This is a genomic window from Streptomyces sp. NPDC002580, from assembly GCF_042889485.1.
Lineage (GTDB): Bacteria > Actinomycetota > Actinomycetes > Streptomycetales > Streptomycetaceae > Streptomyces.
In genome coordinates this window covers 789,955-808,328 of sequence record NZ_JBIAQZ010000001.1, presented here as the reverse complement: position 1 = coordinate 808,328, position 18,374 = coordinate 789,955, and the positions used below count along the sequence as shown (strand labels likewise).

16 protein-coding genes and 1 pseudogene are annotated in these 18,374 nt (G+C 73.3%); 9 read left to right on the top strand and 8 right to left on the bottom strand.

Features of this window, described 5'->3' with window-relative positions:
* Window positions 1-64: 64 nt before the first annotated feature.
* On the bottom strand, window positions 65-2,104 hold the full coding sequence (locus tag ACFYW7_RS03435; protein WP_389497318.1) for a phosphatase PAP2 family protein: 2,040 nt from the start codon (window positions 2,102-2,104) through the stop codon (window positions 65-67).
* A 764-nt stretch (window positions 2,105-2,868) separates the two neighbouring features.
* Here ACFYW7_RS03435 and ACFYW7_RS03430 point away from each other — a divergent pair.
* Window positions 2,869-3,102 (top strand): hypothetical protein, encoded by a 234-nt coding sequence (locus ACFYW7_RS03430; RefSeq protein ID WP_389497316.1) that lies wholly within the window; start codon window positions 2,869-2,871, stop codon window positions 3,100-3,102.
* A 33-nt stretch (window positions 3,103-3,135) separates the two neighbouring features.
* Window positions 3,136-3,807 carry an O-methyltransferase gene (locus ACFYW7_RS03425; RefSeq protein WP_389497314.1) on the top strand — a complete coding sequence of 224 codons (672 nt, stop codon included), beginning with the start codon at window positions 3,136-3,138 and terminating at the stop codon, window positions 3,805-3,807.
* Window positions 3,808-3,854: 47 nt separating this feature from the next.
* Here ACFYW7_RS03425 and ACFYW7_RS03420 read toward each other — a convergent pair whose 3' ends face one another.
* Entirely contained in the window at window positions 3,855-4,250 is a 396-nt protein-coding gene (locus tag ACFYW7_RS03420) for a hypothetical protein (protein ID WP_389497312.1), read from the bottom strand.
* Window positions 4,251-4,369: 119 nt separating this feature from the next.
* Here ACFYW7_RS03420 and ACFYW7_RS03415 point away from each other — a divergent pair, with 119 nt between their 5' ends.
* Window positions 4,370-4,825: a DUF1992 domain-containing protein gene (locus ACFYW7_RS03415; RefSeq protein ID WP_389497310.1), complete on the top strand. Its 456-nt coding sequence runs from the start codon at window positions 4,370-4,372 to the stop codon at window positions 4,823-4,825.
* 323 nt (window positions 4,826-5,148) lie between these two features.
* Here the strand turns inward: ACFYW7_RS03415 and ACFYW7_RS03410 are convergent, their stop codons facing one another.
* Both ACFYW7_RS03410 and ACFYW7_RS03405 read right to left on the bottom strand, forming a co-directional pair.
* Window positions 5,149-5,937: a hypothetical protein gene (locus ACFYW7_RS03410; protein ID WP_389497308.1), complete on the bottom strand. Its 789-nt coding sequence runs from the start codon at window positions 5,935-5,937 to the stop codon at window positions 5,149-5,151.
* A gap of 317 nt (window positions 5,938-6,254) precedes the next feature.
* Window positions 6,255-6,821: pseudogene (locus ACFYW7_RS03405) on the bottom strand (hypothetical protein); the annotation flags it as partial.
* Between the two features lie 300 nt (window positions 6,822-7,121).
* Between ACFYW7_RS03405 and ACFYW7_RS03400 the strand changes: the two are divergent.
* Window positions 7,122-7,643, top strand: coding sequence for a GNAT family N-acetyltransferase (locus tag ACFYW7_RS03400; RefSeq protein WP_389497306.1), 522 nt, complete (start codon window positions 7,122-7,124; stop codon window positions 7,641-7,643).
* 3 nt (window positions 7,644-7,646) lie between these two features.
* Here the strand turns inward: ACFYW7_RS03400 and ACFYW7_RS03395 are convergent, their stop codons facing one another.
* Window positions 7,647-9,812 carry a DHA2 family efflux MFS transporter permease subunit gene (locus ACFYW7_RS03395; RefSeq protein WP_389497304.1) on the bottom strand — a complete coding sequence of 722 codons (2,166 nt, stop codon included), beginning with the start codon at window positions 9,810-9,812 and terminating at the stop codon, window positions 7,647-7,649.
* Window positions 9,813-9,978: 166 nt separating this feature from the next.
* On the opposite strand from ACFYW7_RS03395, the gene ACFYW7_RS03390 reads away from it, so the two are divergent.
* Complete coding sequence (locus tag ACFYW7_RS03390) at window positions 9,979-11,259, top strand: peptidoglycan-binding protein (RefSeq protein ID WP_389497302.1); 1,281 nt, start codon at window positions 9,979-9,981, stop codon at window positions 11,257-11,259.
* 42 nt (window positions 11,260-11,301) lie between these two features.
* Here ACFYW7_RS03390 and ACFYW7_RS03385 read toward each other — a convergent pair whose 3' ends face one another.
* Both ACFYW7_RS03385 and ACFYW7_RS03380 read right to left on the bottom strand, forming a co-directional pair.
* Window positions 11,302-11,964, bottom strand: coding sequence for an HAD-IA family hydrolase (locus ACFYW7_RS03385; protein ID WP_389497300.1), 663 nt, complete (start codon window positions 11,962-11,964; stop codon window positions 11,302-11,304).
* Window positions 11,965-12,456: 492 nt separating this feature from the next.
* Entirely contained in the window at window positions 12,457-13,038 is a 582-nt protein-coding gene (locus ACFYW7_RS03380) for a TMEM165/GDT1 family protein (RefSeq protein ID WP_389497298.1), read from the bottom strand.
* Between the two features lie 735 nt (window positions 13,039-13,773).
* Between ACFYW7_RS03380 and ACFYW7_RS03375 the strand changes: the two genes are divergently transcribed.
* The 3 genes from ACFYW7_RS03375 (at window position 13,774) to ACFYW7_RS03365 (ending at window position 17,159) form a co-directional block, all read left to right on the top strand.
* Complete coding sequence (locus ACFYW7_RS03375; RefSeq protein WP_389497296.1) at window positions 13,774-14,418, top strand: HNH endonuclease family protein; 645 nt, start codon at window positions 13,774-13,776, stop codon at window positions 14,416-14,418.
* Window positions 14,419-14,584: 166 nt separating this feature from the next.
* Window positions 14,585-16,249 (top strand): alkaline phosphatase D family protein, encoded by a 1,665-nt coding sequence (locus ACFYW7_RS03370; RefSeq protein ID WP_389497294.1) that lies wholly within the window; start codon window positions 14,585-14,587, stop codon window positions 16,247-16,249.
* A gap of 277 nt (window positions 16,250-16,526) precedes the next feature.
* Window positions 16,527-17,159, top strand: a complete 633-nt coding sequence (locus ACFYW7_RS03365) for a DedA family protein (protein ID WP_389497291.1) — start codon at window positions 16,527-16,529, stop codon at window positions 17,157-17,159.
* Between the two features lie 18 nt (window positions 17,160-17,177).
* Here the strand turns inward: ACFYW7_RS03365 and ACFYW7_RS03360 are convergent, their stop codons facing one another.
* Window positions 17,178-17,408 (bottom strand): DUF2277 domain-containing protein, encoded by a 231-nt coding sequence (locus ACFYW7_RS03360; protein WP_389497289.1) that lies wholly within the window; start codon window positions 17,406-17,408, stop codon window positions 17,178-17,180.
* A 101-nt stretch (window positions 17,409-17,509) separates the two neighbouring features.
* Between ACFYW7_RS03360 and ACFYW7_RS03355 the strand changes: the two genes are divergently transcribed.
* Entirely contained in the window at window positions 17,510-18,283 is a 774-nt protein-coding gene (locus tag ACFYW7_RS03355; protein ID WP_389497288.1) for an MBL fold metallo-hydrolase, read from the top strand.
* Window positions 18,284-18,374 lie beyond the last annotated feature (91 nt).

Here is an 18,374-nt window from a genome sequence, read left to right as displayed (position 1 = left end):
CCGAGGGAGGCAGGGGCGCCCCCCGCCCGGCCCCTGCCTCCCCCGAGGCCTCCCGCGCCTCGGATCAGCCCGGGGTGCGGACCCTCGCCGGGACCGTCCGCGCCACACCCTCCCCGACCGGTGCCGGAGTCCGGGGCCGCGGGCCCTGGAGAATGCCGGTCAGGGCGAAGCCCGCGGCGACCACGGCCGCGCCGCCGAACGCGTCGAGGATCCAGTGGTTGCCCGTCGCCACGATCGCGGCGACGGTGAACAGCGGGTGCAGCAGGCCCAGCGCCTTCATCCACCACCCGCGCGCCAGCACCGCGATGACGAGCCCGCACCACAGGGACCAGCCGAAGTGCAGCGAGGGCATCGCCGCGTACTGGTTGGTCAGCGCGGTCAGGACGCCGTAGTCCGGCTTGGAGAAGTCCTGCACGCCGTGCACGGTGTCGACGATGCCGAGGCCCGGCATCAGACGCGGCGGAGCGAGCGGGTAGAGCCAGAAGCCGACGAGGGCCAGCAGGGTGGCCAGGCCCAGCCCGGACCGGGCCCAGCGGTAGTCCGCGGGGCGGCGGACGTACAGCACGGCGAGCACGGTGAGCGGGACGCCGAAGTGGAACGACTCGTAGTAGAAGTCGAAGAAGTCGCGCGGGAGGGCGGTCTTCGCCACCGCGTGGTTGGCCCAGCGCTCGATGTCGAGGTGCAGGAAGCGCTCGACGGCGAGGATCTGGTCGCCGTGGTGCTCGGCGGTGGCCCGGCCGCCCGTGTTGGTGCCGCCCGTCGCGGCGAGCCTGACCTGCTGGTACGCGGAGTAGCCGACGCGGATCAGGAGCAGTTCGAGGAGCAGGTTGGGGCGGGTGAGGACCCGGCCGGGGAACGGGGACCGCGGGAACCGCTTCCCTCGGGCGGGCGCCGCGCGCTCGGCGGGCACGGGCGCCCGGTAGTACGCGGACGTGCGGGACAGGAAGGGTACGGCGGTGGCGGCGGCCAGCGCCGCGATCAGCACCATGTCGTCGCGCACCGGGTGGAGCACCGGCATGTTCGGCAGCATCATCCTGGCGGGCAGCGTCATCACGAGGACGACGGCGACGGGCCACACGCGGCGGTCCGAGGCCTTCCGGCCGGCCCGGCCGACGAGCGCGAGCAGCACCCACAGCAACTGGTGCGGCCAGCTGGCGGGCGAGACGGCGACGACGACACAGCCGGTGACCGCCACGGCGAGCAGCGACTGCCCGTCCCGCGCGTACCGCACCGCTCGCCGGAGCCCGAGGAAGGCGACGGCCGCGCCGAGGGCGAGGAAGAGGCCGATCTCCAGCGGCCCGGTGAGGCCGAGCCGCAGCAGCGCGCCGTGCAGGGACTGGTTGGCGACGCCGTCGGCGTCCCCGCCGAGGCCGACGCCCGCCGGATGGTGGACCCAGTAGGTGGTCGAGTCGTGGGGCATCGCGGTCCAGGCGAGCGCGGTGAGGGCGGCGAAGGTGATCCCGGTCCAGGCGGCGGTGCGGCGGCGCCCGGTGAGCAGGAGCAGCGGCGCGAAGAGCAGCACGGTCGGCTGGAGGGCCGCCGCGAGGCCGATGAGGACCCCGCAGGCGCGCTCGCCGCGGACGCCGAGACAGCCGAGCAGGACGAGCAGGACGGGCAGGACGCTGGTCTGACCGAGGTACAGGGCGTTGCGCACGGGCAGCGACAGCATCAGCAGGCTGACGGCGACGGGCGCCGCGAGCAGCGACGCACGGCGGCTCACGGGGGGCGGCAGGGCGCGCGCGGTGACCAGTCCGAGCGCGACGACCAGCAGCAGGGTGCCGAAGGTCCAGCCCCAGCCGAGGGCCTGTTCGGCCGACCGGGTGAGGGGCTTGAGGACGAGTCCGCCGAACGGGGTGCCGGTGAAGCGCGTCGAGTCGTACAGCGAGCCCGCCACACGGAGGACGCCGTCGGGTCCGACCCACGTCTCCAGATCCGTGAGCCGCTCCGCCCTGGGCGTGCCGAGGACGGCGACGACCTGCCGTACGGCCAGCAGCGCGGCGAAAACCCACAGGCCGACACGGAGTACGCGAACCCGCGTTCGAGCGATCTCCGCCGTTCCGGTGAAGGCGTCGCCCGCTCGTCCGCCGTGCTCCATGTTCGCCACGCCTCGTCGACCCTCCCGACCCATTGGTCCCGTGTGTTCCGTCTGCCCCTGTATCTCCGTATCTATCAGACCCCCGGGGGGCTCTCGCCGCCCCCGGTCGAAAGCCGCAGGCCACCCGCCGGACCCCGCCGCACGCCCGGTTGACGACCTTCGTCCGAGGGCCTCCGAACCCCTTTCCGAGAGCCTCCGAACCCCTGCGGACCTCGCGACACAGATCGCAGACGGCCTCCCGGAGCGGCACCCCGGCCGTCTCGTCACGCCTGCGTACGCCGCCTTCATGCACACCGCGTGCCGGGTCACGCACCTGTCACGCGGACGGTCGGCCATAAGGTCGCTGTCCGGCCGTCCCCGGGCGGACCTCCGGCCCGTCCCCGGACGGACCCGTCCCCGTCCCCGGACGGACCCGTCCCCGTCCCCGGCTGAAGGAAGGCCTGTGCCGGCCGCGACCCCGACAGCCCCCTCGGCGCCCGCCCCGACCCCCGCACGCCCGACCTCCCCCGAGGTCACCGTCACCGACCCCGCGCCGGTCGGACGCGCCGTGAAGGCGGCGGCGCGGGTCCGGTGTCGGTCATGACCGCCCCGCTGCCCGACGAGGCCCCGCCGCCCCGGGGCCGGCGCGCGCCGTTCCTGATCGTGGGCCCGACAGGGCGTCGTCGACCTCTGCCTGTGGATGCGGCCGGAGGAGGCCCCGGCGTTCGCCCCGGAGATCGAGAAGTCCGAAGCCGACCGCCCGCGGTGCCGCTGCGCGAGACGATCACCGGCCAGTGGCGGACCTGCTCCTGCAGCCGTTCGCGGGCGCGCCGACCGGCCGGATCGGCCGCCGCCCGGTGATCGCCGCGGGCTTTCTCGCCCTGCCCGTCCCGGCGCTGCCGCCGATCCGCCAGGGCTCCGCCTCCGCGCGGGCGCCGACGCCGATCGGCCGGAAACGGACCACACGGCCCGAAACCCTCTGGCAGCCGACGACCCCGGCGACTAAGTTCGTCGGCGGAAGTCTTTAGCGCAACTAACTAGGCATATGAAAGGCCCGGTGCATGAGCGAGTCGCAGGTCTGGACCGACGTCGACGACCACTTCACCACCCTTCTGGCCCCCGCCGACGAAGTACTGACCGCCGCGCTGCGGGACAGCGACGCGGCCGGACTGCCCCCCATCAACGTCGCGCCGAACCAGGGCAAGCTGCTCCAGCTCCTCGCCGAGATCCAGGGCGCCCGGCGCATCCTGGAGATCGGCACGCTCGGCGGCTACAGCACGATCTGGCTGGGCCGCGCGCTGCCCGCCGACGGGCGGTTGATCACCCTCGAGTACGACCCCCGGCACGCCGACGTCGCGCGCGCCAACCTCGCCCGGGCCGGCCTCGACGGCATCACCGAGGTACGCGTGGGCCCCGCCCTGGAGTCGCTGGCGAAGCTGGCGGACGAGAACCCGGATCCGTTCGACCTCGTCTTCATCGACGCGGACAAGGTGAACAACCCCCACTACGTCGAGTGGGCGGTCCGGCTCACCCGGCCCGGCAGCGTGATCGTCCTCGACAACGTCGTCCGGGGCGGAGCGGTCACCGACGGCACGAGCACCGACCCGAGCGTGCGGGGCACCCGGGCCGCCCTCGACCTGATCGCCTCCCACCCGAAATTGAGCGGCACGGCGGTGCAGACCGTGGGCAGCAAGGGGTACGACGGGTTCGCCCTGGCGCGCGTACTCGCCTGACCGCCCCGGCCCGCCCGTGCCCGCCCCGGGCGGGCACGGGCCGGGGTCTACGCCTCGTGGTAGAAGCCCACGTTCACGCTGCGGGGACCGGTGCGGTCGTGGATGACCAGTTCACCGGAGCCGCCCGTGGGGAGCTTGGCCGTCCCGCCGTACGGAAGCGGCTGGGGCGGCTGCCCCGTCAGGATCAGCCGGACCTCGGACGACGGGTCCGCGAGGGAGCCGCGGATCCAGCTGACGTGCCAGGAGCCGTCCGGGCCGCACAGGAACTCCAGGTGGACGCGGGACACGAACAGCCAGTCGTCGGGGGTGGCGAGACGGCACACGGCCCGGTCCCGGCCCACCCGCAGCATGGCGCCGGGGTCGCTCGGCGCTTCGGCCATCTGCATACCGGCCGTCGCCCCTGCGTCCGCCCCGGAAACCGAGGCCATGGTGAGTTCGAGCACGAGCGCTCCTTCGTGAGGTGCCGTTCCGATTGTCCTGGCGCGGTTCGTCGTTGCTCCACCGCCGCCGCATGATAATTCGGCCTTTCCCGTCGTGGTGCGACCTCCGGCACAATGGACTCATGACCGAGCGCAAGCCACCGGGCGTCAGCTTCGAGTCCTGGGTCGACAGACAGATCCGCCAGGCGGAGGCGCGCGGCGAGTTCGCGGAACTCCCGGGCGCGGGCAAGCCGTTGCCGGAGGTCACCGACACACCGTACGACGAACTCTGGTGGATCAAGCGGAAGATGGCCCGTGAGGGGCTGTCGGTCCTGCCGCCCACCCTGGCCCTGCGCAAGGAGGCGGAGGACGCTCTCGTCGCGGCGTCCGCCGCGCCCTCGGAGCGGGCCGTGCGGCGGATCGTCGAGGACATCAACGCCAAGATCCGCGAGGTCATGTTCAAGCCCCCGCCGGGACCTCCGCTCGGACTGAAGCCGTACGACGTGGAACAGATCGTGCGGGACTGGCACACGGCCCGTGCCGGTCGTTCCCCCGGGGACCGGGACACCGGGAACCGGAAGACCGACGGAGCCATGTGAGCCGCCGAACCGTGTGGGTCGCCGAACCCCGCCCACGCCGGGTCCGGGAGGCCGTGTGGATCCCCGGCCAGGAGCCGGCGGAGCGGCCTGACTCGCTGAGCCGCGTACCGCCGTGGCCGCGCTCGCCTCCGAGCACGGCGGGATGCGGGGCGGCGTCCGGCGTCCGGCGTCCGGCGTCCGGCGTCCGGCGTCCGGCGTCCGGCGAAGTATCGGCCCACGAGGTCCGGGCCCGACGAGAACATGCGTGTCACGCGCCGTGAGGCCGCGGCCCGGGCATGGTCCGGGCCGCGGCCTCACGGGGGCGGGAAGGTGTCGGAGCCGGTTCAGAAGTGCAGGAGCCGCTCGGTCATCTCGCGGTAGTCCCGCAGGGCGAGCCGGAGCTGTTCCGTGTCGGAGGCCTTCGGCGTGCCTTCGCCGCCGCTCCGCCAGGAGGTCCGCAGGGCGCTCCGCCGCCGGGCCACGGCCTCCGTGACCCGGCCCGCGAGCTCCTCCAGCACGTGGTCCGCCTCCTCGACGGATGCCTGGGGCCCGTCGACGAACCCGCCGACCGCGTGCCGCATCCGCAGCGCGAACTTGTCGTACTCGTCCACCGGCAGCAGCCGGTCCTCATGCCCGGAGGGACCTTCCGCACGCTTGGCCGCACGGCCCTCGGCGCCGGCCGGACCGCTCTCGGGGAGCGCTCCCGCGGCGTTCCGCCGCTCACCGCCACCACGCACCGCGTCGGCGCCACGGGGCACGGCGGGCGGCGCGGCCTCGTCGGCCTCGCGGGACGCGGTACCGGCACCCGGACGTCCCTTGCGGTCGTCACGGGCTGCTCCGCGCTCGTCGGCAGGGACGCCGGCGGTCTCGCGGGCCGGTGCGCCGGTCCCGGCCCGGTCGCCCCGGACCGGCTCGGCGGACGCGGGCTCGACCCGTCCCTTCAGGGTGTCACGGCGCGACACCTCCCCGGCCTCCTCGTGGCCCTCCTTCGCACGGTCGGCGGCGCCTCCGCGCGCCGTCGCGCGGTCGTCCCGTGGGCGTTCCGCGGGAACCGGGGTCACCCGGCCCTTCACGACTCCTTCCGCCCGCTCCTCACGGGCCGGATCCCGCTCAGCGTCCTGCTCTGGCTTCATGGCACTCACCTTCCTCAACTCCCGTTCGTCTGACGCCTGGTGAAGGACCAGGGCAGCGAGCGGGAGCGGGTCTCGGGGGTGGAGGTCTCGGCGTTCTCCGAGCTCTCGGTCTTCTCGGCGTTCTCGGTGCTCCGGGTGCTCCGGTCGCTCTCGGCACGCCGGCCGCGGTCGGCCCGGTCCGCGGCCTCCGCGCTCTCCGCGGGTCCGGTGCGCCGGTCGTCCTTGCGCATGCCGAACCATCCGCCCTGCTCCGCGCGGGCGGCCCGGGGCTCGTTCACGTCGTCCGTGTCCGTGTTGCGCGCACGGTCGGGGGAGGTGTCCCGGCGCGCCGGGGTCATCAGGGCGTCGAAGAGGGAGCGGGCCTCCAACATGGCCTCGCGCAGCTGCTCGGTGTCGGCTCCGCCGTCCTGCCCTCCACCGGTGCGGGCCAGGGCGACCCGGTGCACTCGGCGGTAGCCGTGGACGTGGTGTCCGTGGTGCACGGAGAGTGCGGAGACCTGCTCCTCGTAGCGGTCCCCCTCGGGGAAGCCGCGTGCTCCTGCCAGCTCGCCGAGCAGCCGGTCGGCCTCGGCCACCGCCTCCCGGGGCGAGTCGACGAAGCGTTCCTGGGCCGCCGTCCAGCCGGCCGCGTACCGTTCGCGGGCCGCCGCTTCGAGCGGCCGTTCGCGCAGCGCGCCGTGTCGCTTCACGCGCTCGGCGAGGTCGCGTTCGGCGGCCTTGGTGTCGCCGTCGTGCCGGGCTACGGTCCGGTCGTACTCCGGTCCGAAGCGCCGCCGCAGGGTGCGCCCGCCCGGCGGCCTTCGGGCGGAAAGGGTCAGGGCGGCCGCGACAACGGCAACGGCCGCCACGATCACGATCAGAGCGATGATCACGCCTGTGGACATGGGTGCCTTCCGGGGTTCTCGACCCAACGGGCCGGTTCCTGGACCGGGTTGCCCGGAAGCCGCTCCTCAAACGACCCCCCTCGCGCCGTGCCCGCCACGACCCCGGAGCGACGGGCCACCCGCGCGGCTCCCGTCCGCACCCGTCCGCACCCCGGCCCCCGCACATCCTTGAGGACCGCCAACGGCCTTACGGACCCAGCTAGTTGTCCTGATCGGTCGTGGGGTCCGGTCGGCACGGCCACGCGGCGGCCCGCCAATTCGGTTGCGCGACAGGGGTGACGCCTCATGACAATGACCGGCATGACCAGATCGCCCTCCGACGCGCCCTCCTCGTGGACCGTGGCGCCCGAACCCTTCGACTCCCCCGCCGCCGCCGCGCTCTGGCGGGCGTACTACACCGAGGTCAGTGACCGGTGGTACCTGCTGCACGAAGGGCGGACGACGGATCCCGACGAGCTGGAGCGGGAGATCGCCGCGCAGCCGGGCGGCGACTTCACGCCGCCGACGGGTGTGCTCCTCGTCGGCCGGTACGACGGCGAACCCGGCGGCACGGCGGCGGTGCGGATGCTCGACGCCACGACGGGCGAACTGAGACGCGTCTTCGTCCGCGAGGGCCTGCGCGGCAAGGGCGGAGCCCCGCTGCTGCTGGCGGCAGCCGAGGAGGCCGCTCGCGGCCTGGGTGCCCGGCGGCTGGTGCTGGACACCCGCGGCGACCTCGTCGAGGCGCGGGCGCTGTACGCCCGGCACGGCTACGAGGAGACCCCGGCGCACAACGACGAGCCCTACGCCGAGCACTGGTTCCGGAAGGACCTGACCGGCTGACGCTCAGCCCATCTCTCCCTCGGGCCGGCCGAGCAGCGTGCGCTCGTGGGGCCGCTCCGCGTCGGAGCCGCACATCTCCTCGTTCAGTTCCGCGACCAACTGGGTGAGGTTCGTCGGGCGGTCGGGAGTCCACCAGTCGCCGAGGAGTTCGGCCAGGGACTCCTCGCGGGCCAGGGACAGTTTCCCGGCGGCCGCGTGGCCCGTGTCGGTCAGGACCAGGTCGAGACCCTCGCGGCGGGCGAGTCCGCGTTCCTCCACCTGGCGGGACGCGGCCATGACGACACCCAGGGGGACGGCACTCTGCTCGGCCAGGAGGGAGGGCTCCGCCCACCCGTACTTCTTGATCCGCAGCAGCAGCCAGCTCGCCGCCGGCAACAGGTCGTAGCCCGCGCGCTCGGTGATCTTCTCGTAGATCTCCCGGCGCCCCTCCCGGCTGCCGAGGGCGGACAGCGCCCGGCACACCTCGTCGTACGACGACCGCTCGACCGGATTGCTGGCGAGCGTCTCGGTGACGTCGGGCGCCGTGACGGAGGCACGCAGTCTGTCCTCGCGCAGGAACCAGGCCAGGACGAAACCGAGCAGGGCGACCGGGGCGGCGTACAGGAAGACATCCGTGATCGACGTCGCGAACGCGTGCAGGACGGGCTGCTGAAGATCGGCGGGCAGCTGCCCGATCCCCTTGGGGTCGGCCTTCAGGGAGTCCGTGGAGACGCCGGGAGGCAGCCGCTGCCCGCTCAGCGCCTCGGTCAGGTTGTCGCCGAGACGGCTCGCGAAGACCGTGCCGAAGATCGCGACGCCGAACGAGGCGCCGATGGACCGGAAGAACGTCGCCCCGGAGGTGGCGACGCCGAGGTCCTCGTACGACACCGCGTTCTGCACGATCAGGACCAGGACCTGCATGACCAGGCCGAGGCCCAGGCCGAAGACGAAGAAGTACGCGCTCATCTCGCCCGTACTGCTGTGCTCGTCCAGCTGGTGCAGCAGGAGCAGGCCGAGGGCGGTGACCCCGGTGCCCGCGACCGGGAACACCTTCCAGCGGCCGGTACGGCTGACGATCTGCCCGGAGACCGTGGACGACAGCAGCAGCCCGAACACCATCGGCAGCATGTGCACGCCGGACATCGTGGGCGACACGCCCTGCACGACCTGGAGGAACGTCGGCAGGTAGGTCATCGCGCCGAACATCGCGAAGCCGACGATGAAGCTGATGATCGCGGAGAGCGTGAAGGTGTGGACGCGGAAGAGCTTGAGCGGCAGGACGGGTTCGGCCGCGCGCCGCTCCACCACGACGAAGGCGGCGATGAGGACCACGCCGAGGACCGCGAGGCCGATGATCTGCGGCGAGTCCCAGTCCCAGGTGGTGCCGCCCAGCGAGGCGACCAGGACCAGACAGGTGGCGAGGGCCGCGATGAGGAACGTGCCGAGGTAGTCGATGACGTGCCGGGCCGACTTCTTCGGGATGTGCAGGACCGCCGCGATCACCGCGAGCGCGACGACGCCGACCGGGAGGTTGATGTAGAAGACCCAGCGCCAGCTGAGATGTTCGGTGAACAGGCCGCCGAGCAGCGGCCCGAGCACACTCGTCGCGCCGAACACCGCCCCGAACAGACCCTGGTACTTGCCCCGTTCACGCGGCGGGACGAGGTCGCCGACGATCGCCATCGACAGCACCATCAGCCCGCCGCCGCCGAGTCCCTGCAACGCCCGGAAGCCGATCAGCTCGCCCATGTTCTGCGACATGCCGCACAGCGCCGAGCCGATCAGGAAGATCACGATCGCCGCCTGGAACAGCTTCTTGCGGCCGTACTGGTCGCCCAGTTTGCCCCACAGCGGGGTGGCCGCCGTCGACGCGAGCAGGTACGCCGTGACCACCCAGGACAGATGCTCCAGGCCGCCGAGATCGCTGACGATGGTCGGCAGCGCGGTCGACACGATCGTCTGGTCCAGCGCGGCCAGCAGCATGCCGAGCAGCAGCGCGCCGATGGACACGAAGACGCTGCCGTGCACGTTGTCGTGGGCGTCGGTGGCCGCGGCGGTACGACGCCGCAGCGCCGACTCGCTCACCTCGATCGCATCGTGCGGGCCGCTCCGCCCGCCCGTGGCGCCGCCGGCCGGCTCGTCCGCCCCTTCCGTCCCGGGCGTGTCCGAGCCGTGCGCGTCCCCGGTCATGCGGCCTCCCTGAGCCCCGAGGGTCCCGGTCACCCTCCATCCTGATCGGTGTGTCCGGTTATGGCCTGTCGAGCCGACCGGAATTCAACATTCCGGGGGGCTGCTTGAACGTTGCATCAAGGTCGTCCGGATAATCGCTGGAGTTCTCATGGGGAGGGACCCACTCGTGACTGGATCGACCGGGCATGTCTGCCCCGAGTGCGACGCGCACCGGGCGCAGGACGGCACCCCGTCCTGCGCCTGCACCGGCAGGGCGTCGGACGCCCTGCGCGAGGCGCGCACCACGGAGGCGGCGGCGACGGAGGACTTCAATCCTCTGCGCATCCGGCCCTACGTGGAGTTGAGCCCGGAGCACTCCGGGTCCGCCGGGCCGGGCCATGGCGGTCCGGGCGCGGCGCACGGCGCCGCCACGGAGGCCGGCTCCTGGACGCCTGAAGGCGCCTCCGCGGCGGCGGACGGTCCCGGGGCACCCCACGGAGCACAGGGGACTTTCGACGACACGCGGACGTACGGCTTCGCGGCCGACGGCGGCGCGCCGACGGGCGGACTCCCGATGCCGGCGGCGAACGGGGACGGCGACCCCGCTTCCACCATGCAGCTGTCGGCGATCCCTGCCGACACGGGCACGCGGCCCACCGCCCCCGCGAACGACGCGACCATGCAGCTGGCCGCCGCCGTCCCCTCCGCCCCGGCCCCGCAGCCGTCGGCCGTACCGGCGGACGCGACGATGCGGCTGACGGCGCTTCCCTCGGAGGCGCGCGCCACCGACGTGCGCCTCTTCCAGGAACACTCTCCGGAGCGCGGAGCGGGGGGCTCGGCCGCCGGCCGGCCGGGGCGGCGACGCCGGACCGGTGTCATCGCCGTCGCCGGAGTCGTGGTGACGATGGTGGCCGCGGCGGGGGTCGCGAGCGGACTGCTGTCGTACGACACTCCCGCGCGGGACGCGGCACAGCCCGAGGACGTCCGGGCGAGCGTTCCGAGGGTGCTGTCCGACAGCGCCTCGGCGTCGGTGTCCGCGAGCACGTCCGCCACCTCGTCGGCGTCGGCGTCCGCCGACCCCTCCCCGAGCGCGAGCCCGTCGCCGTCGGTGTCCGCGTCGGACACCTCGGCGAGCCCCTCCGGCTCGGCCACGTCGGCGCCCGCGTCCGTCACCCCGAGCACCGGGGCGACCGCGACCGGATCGGTGGCCGCGCCCGACGACGGCGGTTCGGACGGAGCGTCCGCACAGGCCCTGCGGCGCGGTGACAGCGGGCCGGAGGTGGTCGAACTCCAGCTGCGGCTGCGTCAGACGCGGATGTACATGCGCAACGCCGACGGCCGGTTCGACCGCCATCTGGAGGACGCCGTGCGCTGGTTCCAGTGGTCGCGACGGGTCTCGGGCGACGAGCCGGGGGTCTACGGCGCGGCCACGCGCGCGGCCCTGGAGGCGGAGACCTCGGAGCCGTAGGCGGCTACGCGGGTGTCACCGGATCCGTGGTGGCGCCCGCCCTCAGCCGATGTGAAGGCGAACCGTCCCGTCGCCGAGAGCCTCGACCCGCACCTCGGTCAGATCGCGCACGACCACGTCCGGCCCGTGGACTCCCGCCCGGGGACCGACTCCGACGACCCGCATCCCGGCGGCCCGCCCCGCGGCGATACCCGCCCCGGAGTCCTCGAACACGACACAGTCCTCCGGTGCGATGCCCAGCTCGGCCGCACCCTTCAGGAAGCCCTCGGGATCGGGCTTGCTGGCGCCGACCGACTCCGCGGTGACGCGCACGTCGGGAAGCCCGAGTCCGGCGGCGGCCATCCGCCCGGTGGACAGCGCCACGTCGGCGGAGGTGACGAGCGCGTGCGGCACTCCGGCGAGGGAGGCGAGGAACTCCGGCGCTCCCGGAATCGCGACGACGCCGTCCATGTCGGCGGTCTCCTCGGCCAGCATCCGCGCGTTCTCCGCGTGGTTCTGCTCCATGGGCCGGTCCGGCAGCAGGAGCGCCATCGACGCGTAGCCCTGCCTGCCGTGGACGACCTTCATGACCTCGTCCCCGTCCAGTCCGTGCCGGTCGGCCCAGCCGCGCCAGCAGCGCTCGACGACGACATCCGAGTTGACGAGGGTGCCGTCCATGTCGAGCAGAAACGCGCGGGCGGTCAGAACGGTGGCGGCCGTCGTCATCGGAATGCTCCAAAGCGCAGACGAGGAGGCACGACACGTCCTCCTGAGAACAAGGCGGCCCCGCCCGCCGGTCAGGGAAATACGGACGGGAACCACTTTGTTTCTTCACGATACAAAACAATCCCCCCCGACGCCAACACGCCCGGCACCCCCACCGAAACAGAAGCCCGAGAACACCCCCGAATCACCATGAACCCACACACCGAGGCCCAGCCACACCCCACCCGCATCCCCACCCGCAGACGCAGACGCACGGCCCCCGGTCCCCCGCACGCGCCCCGCGGCCGGAATCGAATCCGACGGAAGGGGCCGTGCCGGTACATCCCGAGGTCCGTCGCCCACGTCCGGATCGAGCAGCGGTTCGCACCTCCGACCAGCGCCTGATCCAGCGGCGACGGACCGGATGCGCCGGCACGGCCCCGACCCCCGACGAACCCGCACCGGCGCGGACCCCGCATCCCGGGCACCCGGACCGGGCCGAGCCGGCGGGACTCAGCCCGCGACGGCCTCGTACAGGCTCCAGACACCCAGCCCCGTCATCAGCACCGCCGCCACCTTGGTGATCAACGCCAGCGGCACCCGCTTCATCAGCGCCTTGCCGCCCACGATCCCCAGCCCCGCGACGGCCCACAGCGCCAGCACCGCGCCGAGCCCCACCGACACCGGGTCGTCGTACCGGGCGGCGAGGTTCGCGGTCATGATCTGGGTGAGGTCGCCGAACTCGGCGACGAGGATGAGCATGAAGCCCGCCCCGGAGACCTTCCAGAAGCTCTGGTTCTCCGGCTTGCGGATCTCCTCCTCGCCGTCGTCCTTCTTCATCAGCAGCACCGCGGCACCGCCGAGGAACAGCACACCGGTGAGCGCGTGCAGGAGCTGCTGCGGCAGCAGTGTCAGCACGCTGCCGGCCGCGACGGCGAGCGCGACATGGACGGCGAACGCGGCGGCGACACCGGCGAAGACGTACGAGGCGCGGTAGCGCGTGCCGAGTACGAGGCCCGCGAGGGCGGTCTTGTCGGGCAGTTCGGCAAGGAAGACGACGCCGAAGACGAGCGCCATCACGCTGATGCTGAGCAAAATTCCTCAATCGGTCGGGACTGCCCCACCGAGAGTGCTGCGACTGCGCTTGCTGTGACTGCGCGACACCTCGGCACGGCAGCACACAGCTACGCCCGCACCGGGAGGTGCGGACCGAAGCGCCCACGCCGGAAAGGCCCGGCACGGGCACGTGCACTGCTTGCCGAAGGTCTCGCTGGCCGGCCTCGTGGACGAGGCCTGCCTCCGGGCGCCGGCTCAGGCGAGCTGAGCAGTATGTCGACGGTCCGGCGAAGAGCTACTCCCCTTCTGCGCGGTCCATGGTACGCGACCCCGGACGGGACCCCACAGGGCCGAAAGTCCCAGGCCGTACGCCCCGGACGGACAGACGGAGACCACCGGGCCGGGAGCGCCGCCCGGAGCGCTCCACACCAAGGCCCTTGAGCCGAGCGCTCCCGCCCGAGGCCCGAGCCGACGCCCCCGCCCCGCCCGGCCCCGATCCGACCGACGTCGATCCACCCGCCCCAAAGGCGCCACGGAAGCCCCCGCCCAAGACTCCCCAGCCGGAAATCTCCGGGCCGGAGTCGGGCCGGAGTCGGACAGAAGCCACGCCGGAGTCGGCTCGGCCCTCCCCGCGGACCGAAAGTTCCGCCATCAACCTTGTGCTGTCATGCGCACGTCATTAGCTTCTAACCGCGCACTCATCTCCCGGCAACACCACGCCGCGAGCATTCGTTCGCTCGCTCCGCAACGCCCCCACACCCCAAGGGAGTTCGCATGTCAAAGGTCTACGCGCGTCGACGCCTGAGCATACTCGCAGCCTTCACGGGTCTCATAGCCATGGCCGGTGTTTTCACCGGCCCGAGCGCCTCCGCCGCCCTCCCCACCCCGGTCAGCGCGGCCACCGCCCGCACCTACCTCGCGTCCCTCACCGTCGCGACGGAGAGCCGCACCGGCTACAACCGTGACCTGTTCCCCACCTGGATCACCATCAGCGGGACCTGCAACACCCGCGAGTACATCCTCAAGCGGGACGGCTCGGGCGTGACCACCGACTCCGCCTGCGTAGCCACCGGTGGCAGCTGGTACTCCGTGTACGACGGCGCCACCTGGACCGCGGCCTCCGACGTCGACATCGACCACCTCGTCCCGCTCGCCGAGGCCTGGGACTCCGGCGCGAGCGCCTGGACCACCGCCCAGCGCCAGGCCTTCGCCAACGACGTCACGCGCCCCCAGCTGCTCGCGGTCACGGACAACGTGAACCAGTCCAAGGGCGACCAGGACCCGGCCACGTGGATGCCCTCCCGCACCGCCTACGCCTGCACCTACGTCCGCGCCTGGGTCCAGGTGAAGTACTACTACAACCTCAAGGTCGACTCGGCGGAGAAGAGCAAGTTGACCTCGGTCCTCAGCGGCTGCTGACCCGCGCCCGCCCCACCGGCCGGCGGCCGCCGGTCTCCCGTGTTCGGCGGCCGTCCGGTCCCCCGGGTTCCGGACCTCGTCCCCCCACGCAGCGCGCGGTTTCCGGAACCTCCCCACCGCCCTCCGTCGTTCCGTACCGTACGGGGCGACGGAGGAGGGGATCACCATGGCGGAGCTCTGCCTGGGACCACTGCTGAGGTACGTGGACGGCTCGTCAGCGACCTTCTGGGTCGAGGCGAGCCGTCCGTGCACCGCGGAGGTGCGCTGCGCCGACGGCGCCCGCGGAACGGCCCGCACGTTCCACGTAGCCGGCCACCACTACGCGCTGGTGCCGGTGAGCGGGCTGACACCGGGCACCGTCACCGCGTACGAGGTCCTGCTGGACGGCACCACGGTCTGGCCGCCGCCCGACTCGTCCTTCCCCCCGTCGGCCGTCCGTACCCTCGGGGGCGACGAGGGCGCCGTCCGCGTCACCTTCGGCTCCTGCCGCTGGGCGGCGCCGCCCGCGGGCGAGAGGGACCCGGTCGGGCCCGACGCCCTGGACACCCTCGCCGCCCGGCTCGCCGCCGCCCCGGACGGTGAACGCCCGGACGTACTGCTGCTGTTGGGCGACCAGGTGTACGCGGACGAGGTCTCGAAGGCGACCCGTGCCTGGATCGCCGCACGGCGGGGTCTGGCGGACCCACCGGGCCGGCAGGTCGCCGACTACGAGGAGTACACCCGCCTCTACTACGAATCCTGGCTCGACCCCGAGATCCGCTGGCTGCTCTCCACCGTGCCCAGTTGCATGATCTTCGACGACCACGACGTCATCGACGACTGGAACACCAGCGCGTCCTGGCTCGCGGAGATCCGGGCGACCCCGTGGTGGCGGGAACGGGTGCTGAGCGGCCTGATGTCGTACTGGGTCCACCAGCACCTCGGCAACCTCTCCCCGGACGAGCTCTCCGAGGACCCGCTCTACGCGGCCGTGCGCGAGACCCCCGACGGCACGGACGTGCTGCGCGCCTTCGCTGCCCGGGCCGACGGCGACCCGGCCTCGTTCCGCTGGAGCTACCGCCGCGACTTCGGCCGGACCCGTGTCCTGATGCTCGACACCCGCGCGGCCCGGGTCCTGGACGAGAAGAAGCGCGCGATGCTCGACCCCGGGGAGGCGGCCTGGCTGCGCGAGCAGGCCCTGGACGCGCCGGGCACCTCGGACCACCTGCTGATCGGCACCTCCCTGCCCTGGCTGCTGCCCCCGCTGATCCATCACGCGGAGACGTGGGACGCGGCACTGTGCCGGGGTGAACGGGGCGCGCGCTGGGCACGGTTCGGCGAGCGGCTGCGCCGCGCCGCGGACCTGGAGCACTGGGCGGCGTTCCCGGAGTCGTTCGAGGACCTGACGGGACTGATCGCCGAGGCCGGGTCCGGGAAGCACGCGCCGGCGACGGTGTGCGTGCTGTCCGGGGACGTGCACCACGCCTACGTCGCCGAGCCGGTCTGGGCCGACCCCTCCCTCCGGCCCGCGGCCCGGGTCCTCCAGCTGACCTGCTCCCCCGTCCACAACTCCATCCCGCTCTCCGTACGGCTCGGCTTCCGCTTCGGCTGGAGCCGCCCGGCCCGGATGCTCGGCAGCCTCCTCTCCCGGCACGGCCGCCGCGGGCGCCCCCTGGTCGACTGGCGCAAGAACGGCGGCCCGTGGTTCGGCAACCAGCTGATGACCCTGACGCTGCACGGCCGTTCCGCCGCACTGCGTCTCGAACAGGCGCGGCGGCCGCGGATCGGCGGACGCGCCGGGGAAGGCGCCCGGCTGACCACGGTGGAGGAGACCACGATCACCCCGCACTAGGCCTTGTCGCCCCTCCCCGCCACCCCCGTCCGCGCCCTCCCTCCTCATCCCGTCCTCACCCCGTCCACGCCCCCGCCTGCTCCTATAGCGGACATTCGAGCCGTATGTCGTACCGGAGCGTGCGGGTCCGTGAGCGTGTTGTGATCGAAACATGCGGCCCCAGAGGATCTCCTGTCACACCCGCGGCGTACGCTGTATGGCTGTCACAGGCTGTTCCGCCGCTCCCCGGGAGCGGGCGGCGCGGTCCTGTCCACGGGGGAGTCGGGGGAGAGTTTCGGTGCTGGAGAGTGTGGGGTCGCTGACGGGCAGCCCATGGATCTACGCGGTGGTCGCCGTGTCCGTCGTTCTCGATGTGTTCCTGCCGGTCCTGCCGAGCGGCGTCCTGGTGATCGCGGCGGCGACGGCCGCGGCGGGCTCCGCCACCGGTGCCGTTCCGCACGCCGTGCCCGACATCCTGGTGCTGACCCTCTGCGCGGCCACCGCCTCCGTCTTCGGCGACCTGGCGGCGTACCGGCTCGCCTGGCGCGGCGGGGCCTGGCTGGACCGCGCCATCGCCCGCTCCCGCCGCCTGACCACTGCGCAGGAACGTCTCGGCGAAGTCCTGGCCCGTGGCGGCGGGGCCCGCGGCGTGCTCGTCGTCGTCGCCCGTTTCGCCCCGGCCGGACGCTCGGTCGTCTCGCTCGGCGCGGGCGCCGCGCACCGCCGGGTCCGCGAGTTCCTGCCCTGGTCCGTCCTCGCGGGGCTGGCCTGGGCCGGGTACAGCGTCTCGCTCGGCTACTTCGGCGGCCAGTGGCTGGGCGCCACCTGGCTCGCGACGGGCGTCTCCTTCGGGGCGCTGTTCGCCGCGGGCGCGGGCGCCGCCTACCTCGTGCGCAGACCCGCCGTACGGGAACCGCGCACCGGCGTCTGACCGATCCGCCGGGCCGCGCTATCCGGCGCGCCGGGCCGCCGCGCCGCGCACCTCCAGGCTGTCCAGCAGCTCTGCCGTGGCCGCCGCGACCGCTTCGACGGCGCGGTCGAAGGCCTCACGGTTGTGGGCGGCCGGGGCGCGGAATCCGGAGACCTTGCGGACGTACTGCAGGGCGGCGGCGCGGATCTCCTCCCCGGTGGCTTCCTCGGGGATCGCGGGCGGGCGGAGTGTCTTGATGCTGCGGCACATGCGTCCAGTCTCGCGCGTACGGCACCGTCGTGGTCACCGCTCGCCGAAGAAGGCCGTAGCGGCGAGGAATACCGCCACCGGTTCCGCTGATTGTTCGGAACATGACCTCAGTGGAGATCACCTACGTCGGCGGCCCCACCGCCCTCATCGCGATCGGCGGCCTGCGGCTGCTCACCGATCCGACCTTCGACGCTCCCGGCGCGTACCCCGTCGGCGCCCGCGAGCTGGTGAAGACCGCCGGTCCCGCGTTGCCGGCCGGGGAACTCGGCCCGGTCGACGCCGTCCTGCTCTCGCACGACCAGCACCCCGACAATCTGGACAGGTCCGGCCGCGCGTACCTCCGGGACGGGCCGCTGACCCTGTCGACGGCGTCGGCGTACGAGCGGATCGGCGCGCCCGTACGGGCCGTGCGCCCCTGGGAGTCCGTCGAACTGGCCCGTCCGGACGGCGGGGTGCTGCGCGTGACGGCCGTGCCGGCGCGGCACGGACCCGACGGCTCGGAGCCCCTCGTGGGAGAGGTGACCGGCTTCGCGCTGTCCGGGGAGGAACTGCCCAAGGTGTACGTGAGCGGCGACAACGCGTCCCTGGACGTGGTCCGGGAGATCGCCGGCCGGGAGGGCCCCTTCGACGTGGCCGTGCTGTTCGCGGGCGCGGCGCGCACCCCGTTGGTGCCGGCCGCTCCGTTGACGCTGACCAGCGAGGACGCGGCGCGGGCGGCGGAGATCCTGGGCGCCACACGGGTCGTTCCCCTGCATTTCGAGCACTGGGGCCACTTCACCGAGGACGGACCGACCCTGACGAAGGCCTTCGCCGAGGCCGGACTCTCGGAGCGGCTGCGCCTGCCGGAGCCGGGAACCACGGTGCGGGTGCCGTAGGACCTGCCGGGCGCCGGGTTCTCGGCCGCGCGCGGGTCCGGTGGCAGCGCCCCGGGCGTCCGCCCGCATCAACACCCCAGCGAAACCTTGG

Coding starts and splice junctions, on each gene's coding strand:
- ACFYW7_RS03410 (WP_389497308.1), bottom strand. CDS start 5,937: ATGAAGCCAGAGCAGGACGCTGAGCGGGATCCGGCCCGTGAGGAGCGG.
- ACFYW7_RS03355 (WP_389497288.1), top strand. CDS start 17,510: ATGACCTCAGTGGAGATCACCTACGTCGGCGGCCCCACCGCCCTCATC.
- ACFYW7_RS03385 (WP_389497300.1), bottom strand. CDS start 11,964: ATGACGACGGCCGCCACCGTTCTGACCGCCCGCGCGTTTCTGCTCGAC.
- ACFYW7_RS03400 (WP_389497306.1), top strand. CDS start 7,122: ATGACCAGATCGCCCTCCGACGCGCCCTCCTCGTGGACCGTGGCGCCC.
- ACFYW7_RS03370 (WP_389497294.1), top strand. CDS start 14,585: ATGGCGGAGCTCTGCCTGGGACCACTGCTGAGGTACGTGGACGGCTCG.
- ACFYW7_RS03375 (WP_389497296.1), top strand. CDS start 13,774: ATGTCAAAGGTCTACGCGCGTCGACGCCTGAGCATACTCGCAGCCTTC.
- ACFYW7_RS03395 (WP_389497304.1), bottom strand. CDS start 9,812: ATGACCGGGGACGCGCACGGCTCGGACACGCCCGGGACGGAAGGGGCG.
- ACFYW7_RS03415 (WP_389497310.1), top strand. CDS start 4,370: ATGACCGAGCGCAAGCCACCGGGCGTCAGCTTCGAGTCCTGGGTCGAC.
- ACFYW7_RS03360 (WP_389497289.1), bottom strand. CDS start 17,408: ATGTGCCGCAGCATCAAGACACTCCGCCCGCCCGCGATCCCCGAGGAA.
- ACFYW7_RS03425 (WP_389497314.1), top strand. CDS start 3,136: ATGAGCGAGTCGCAGGTCTGGACCGACGTCGACGACCACTTCACCACC.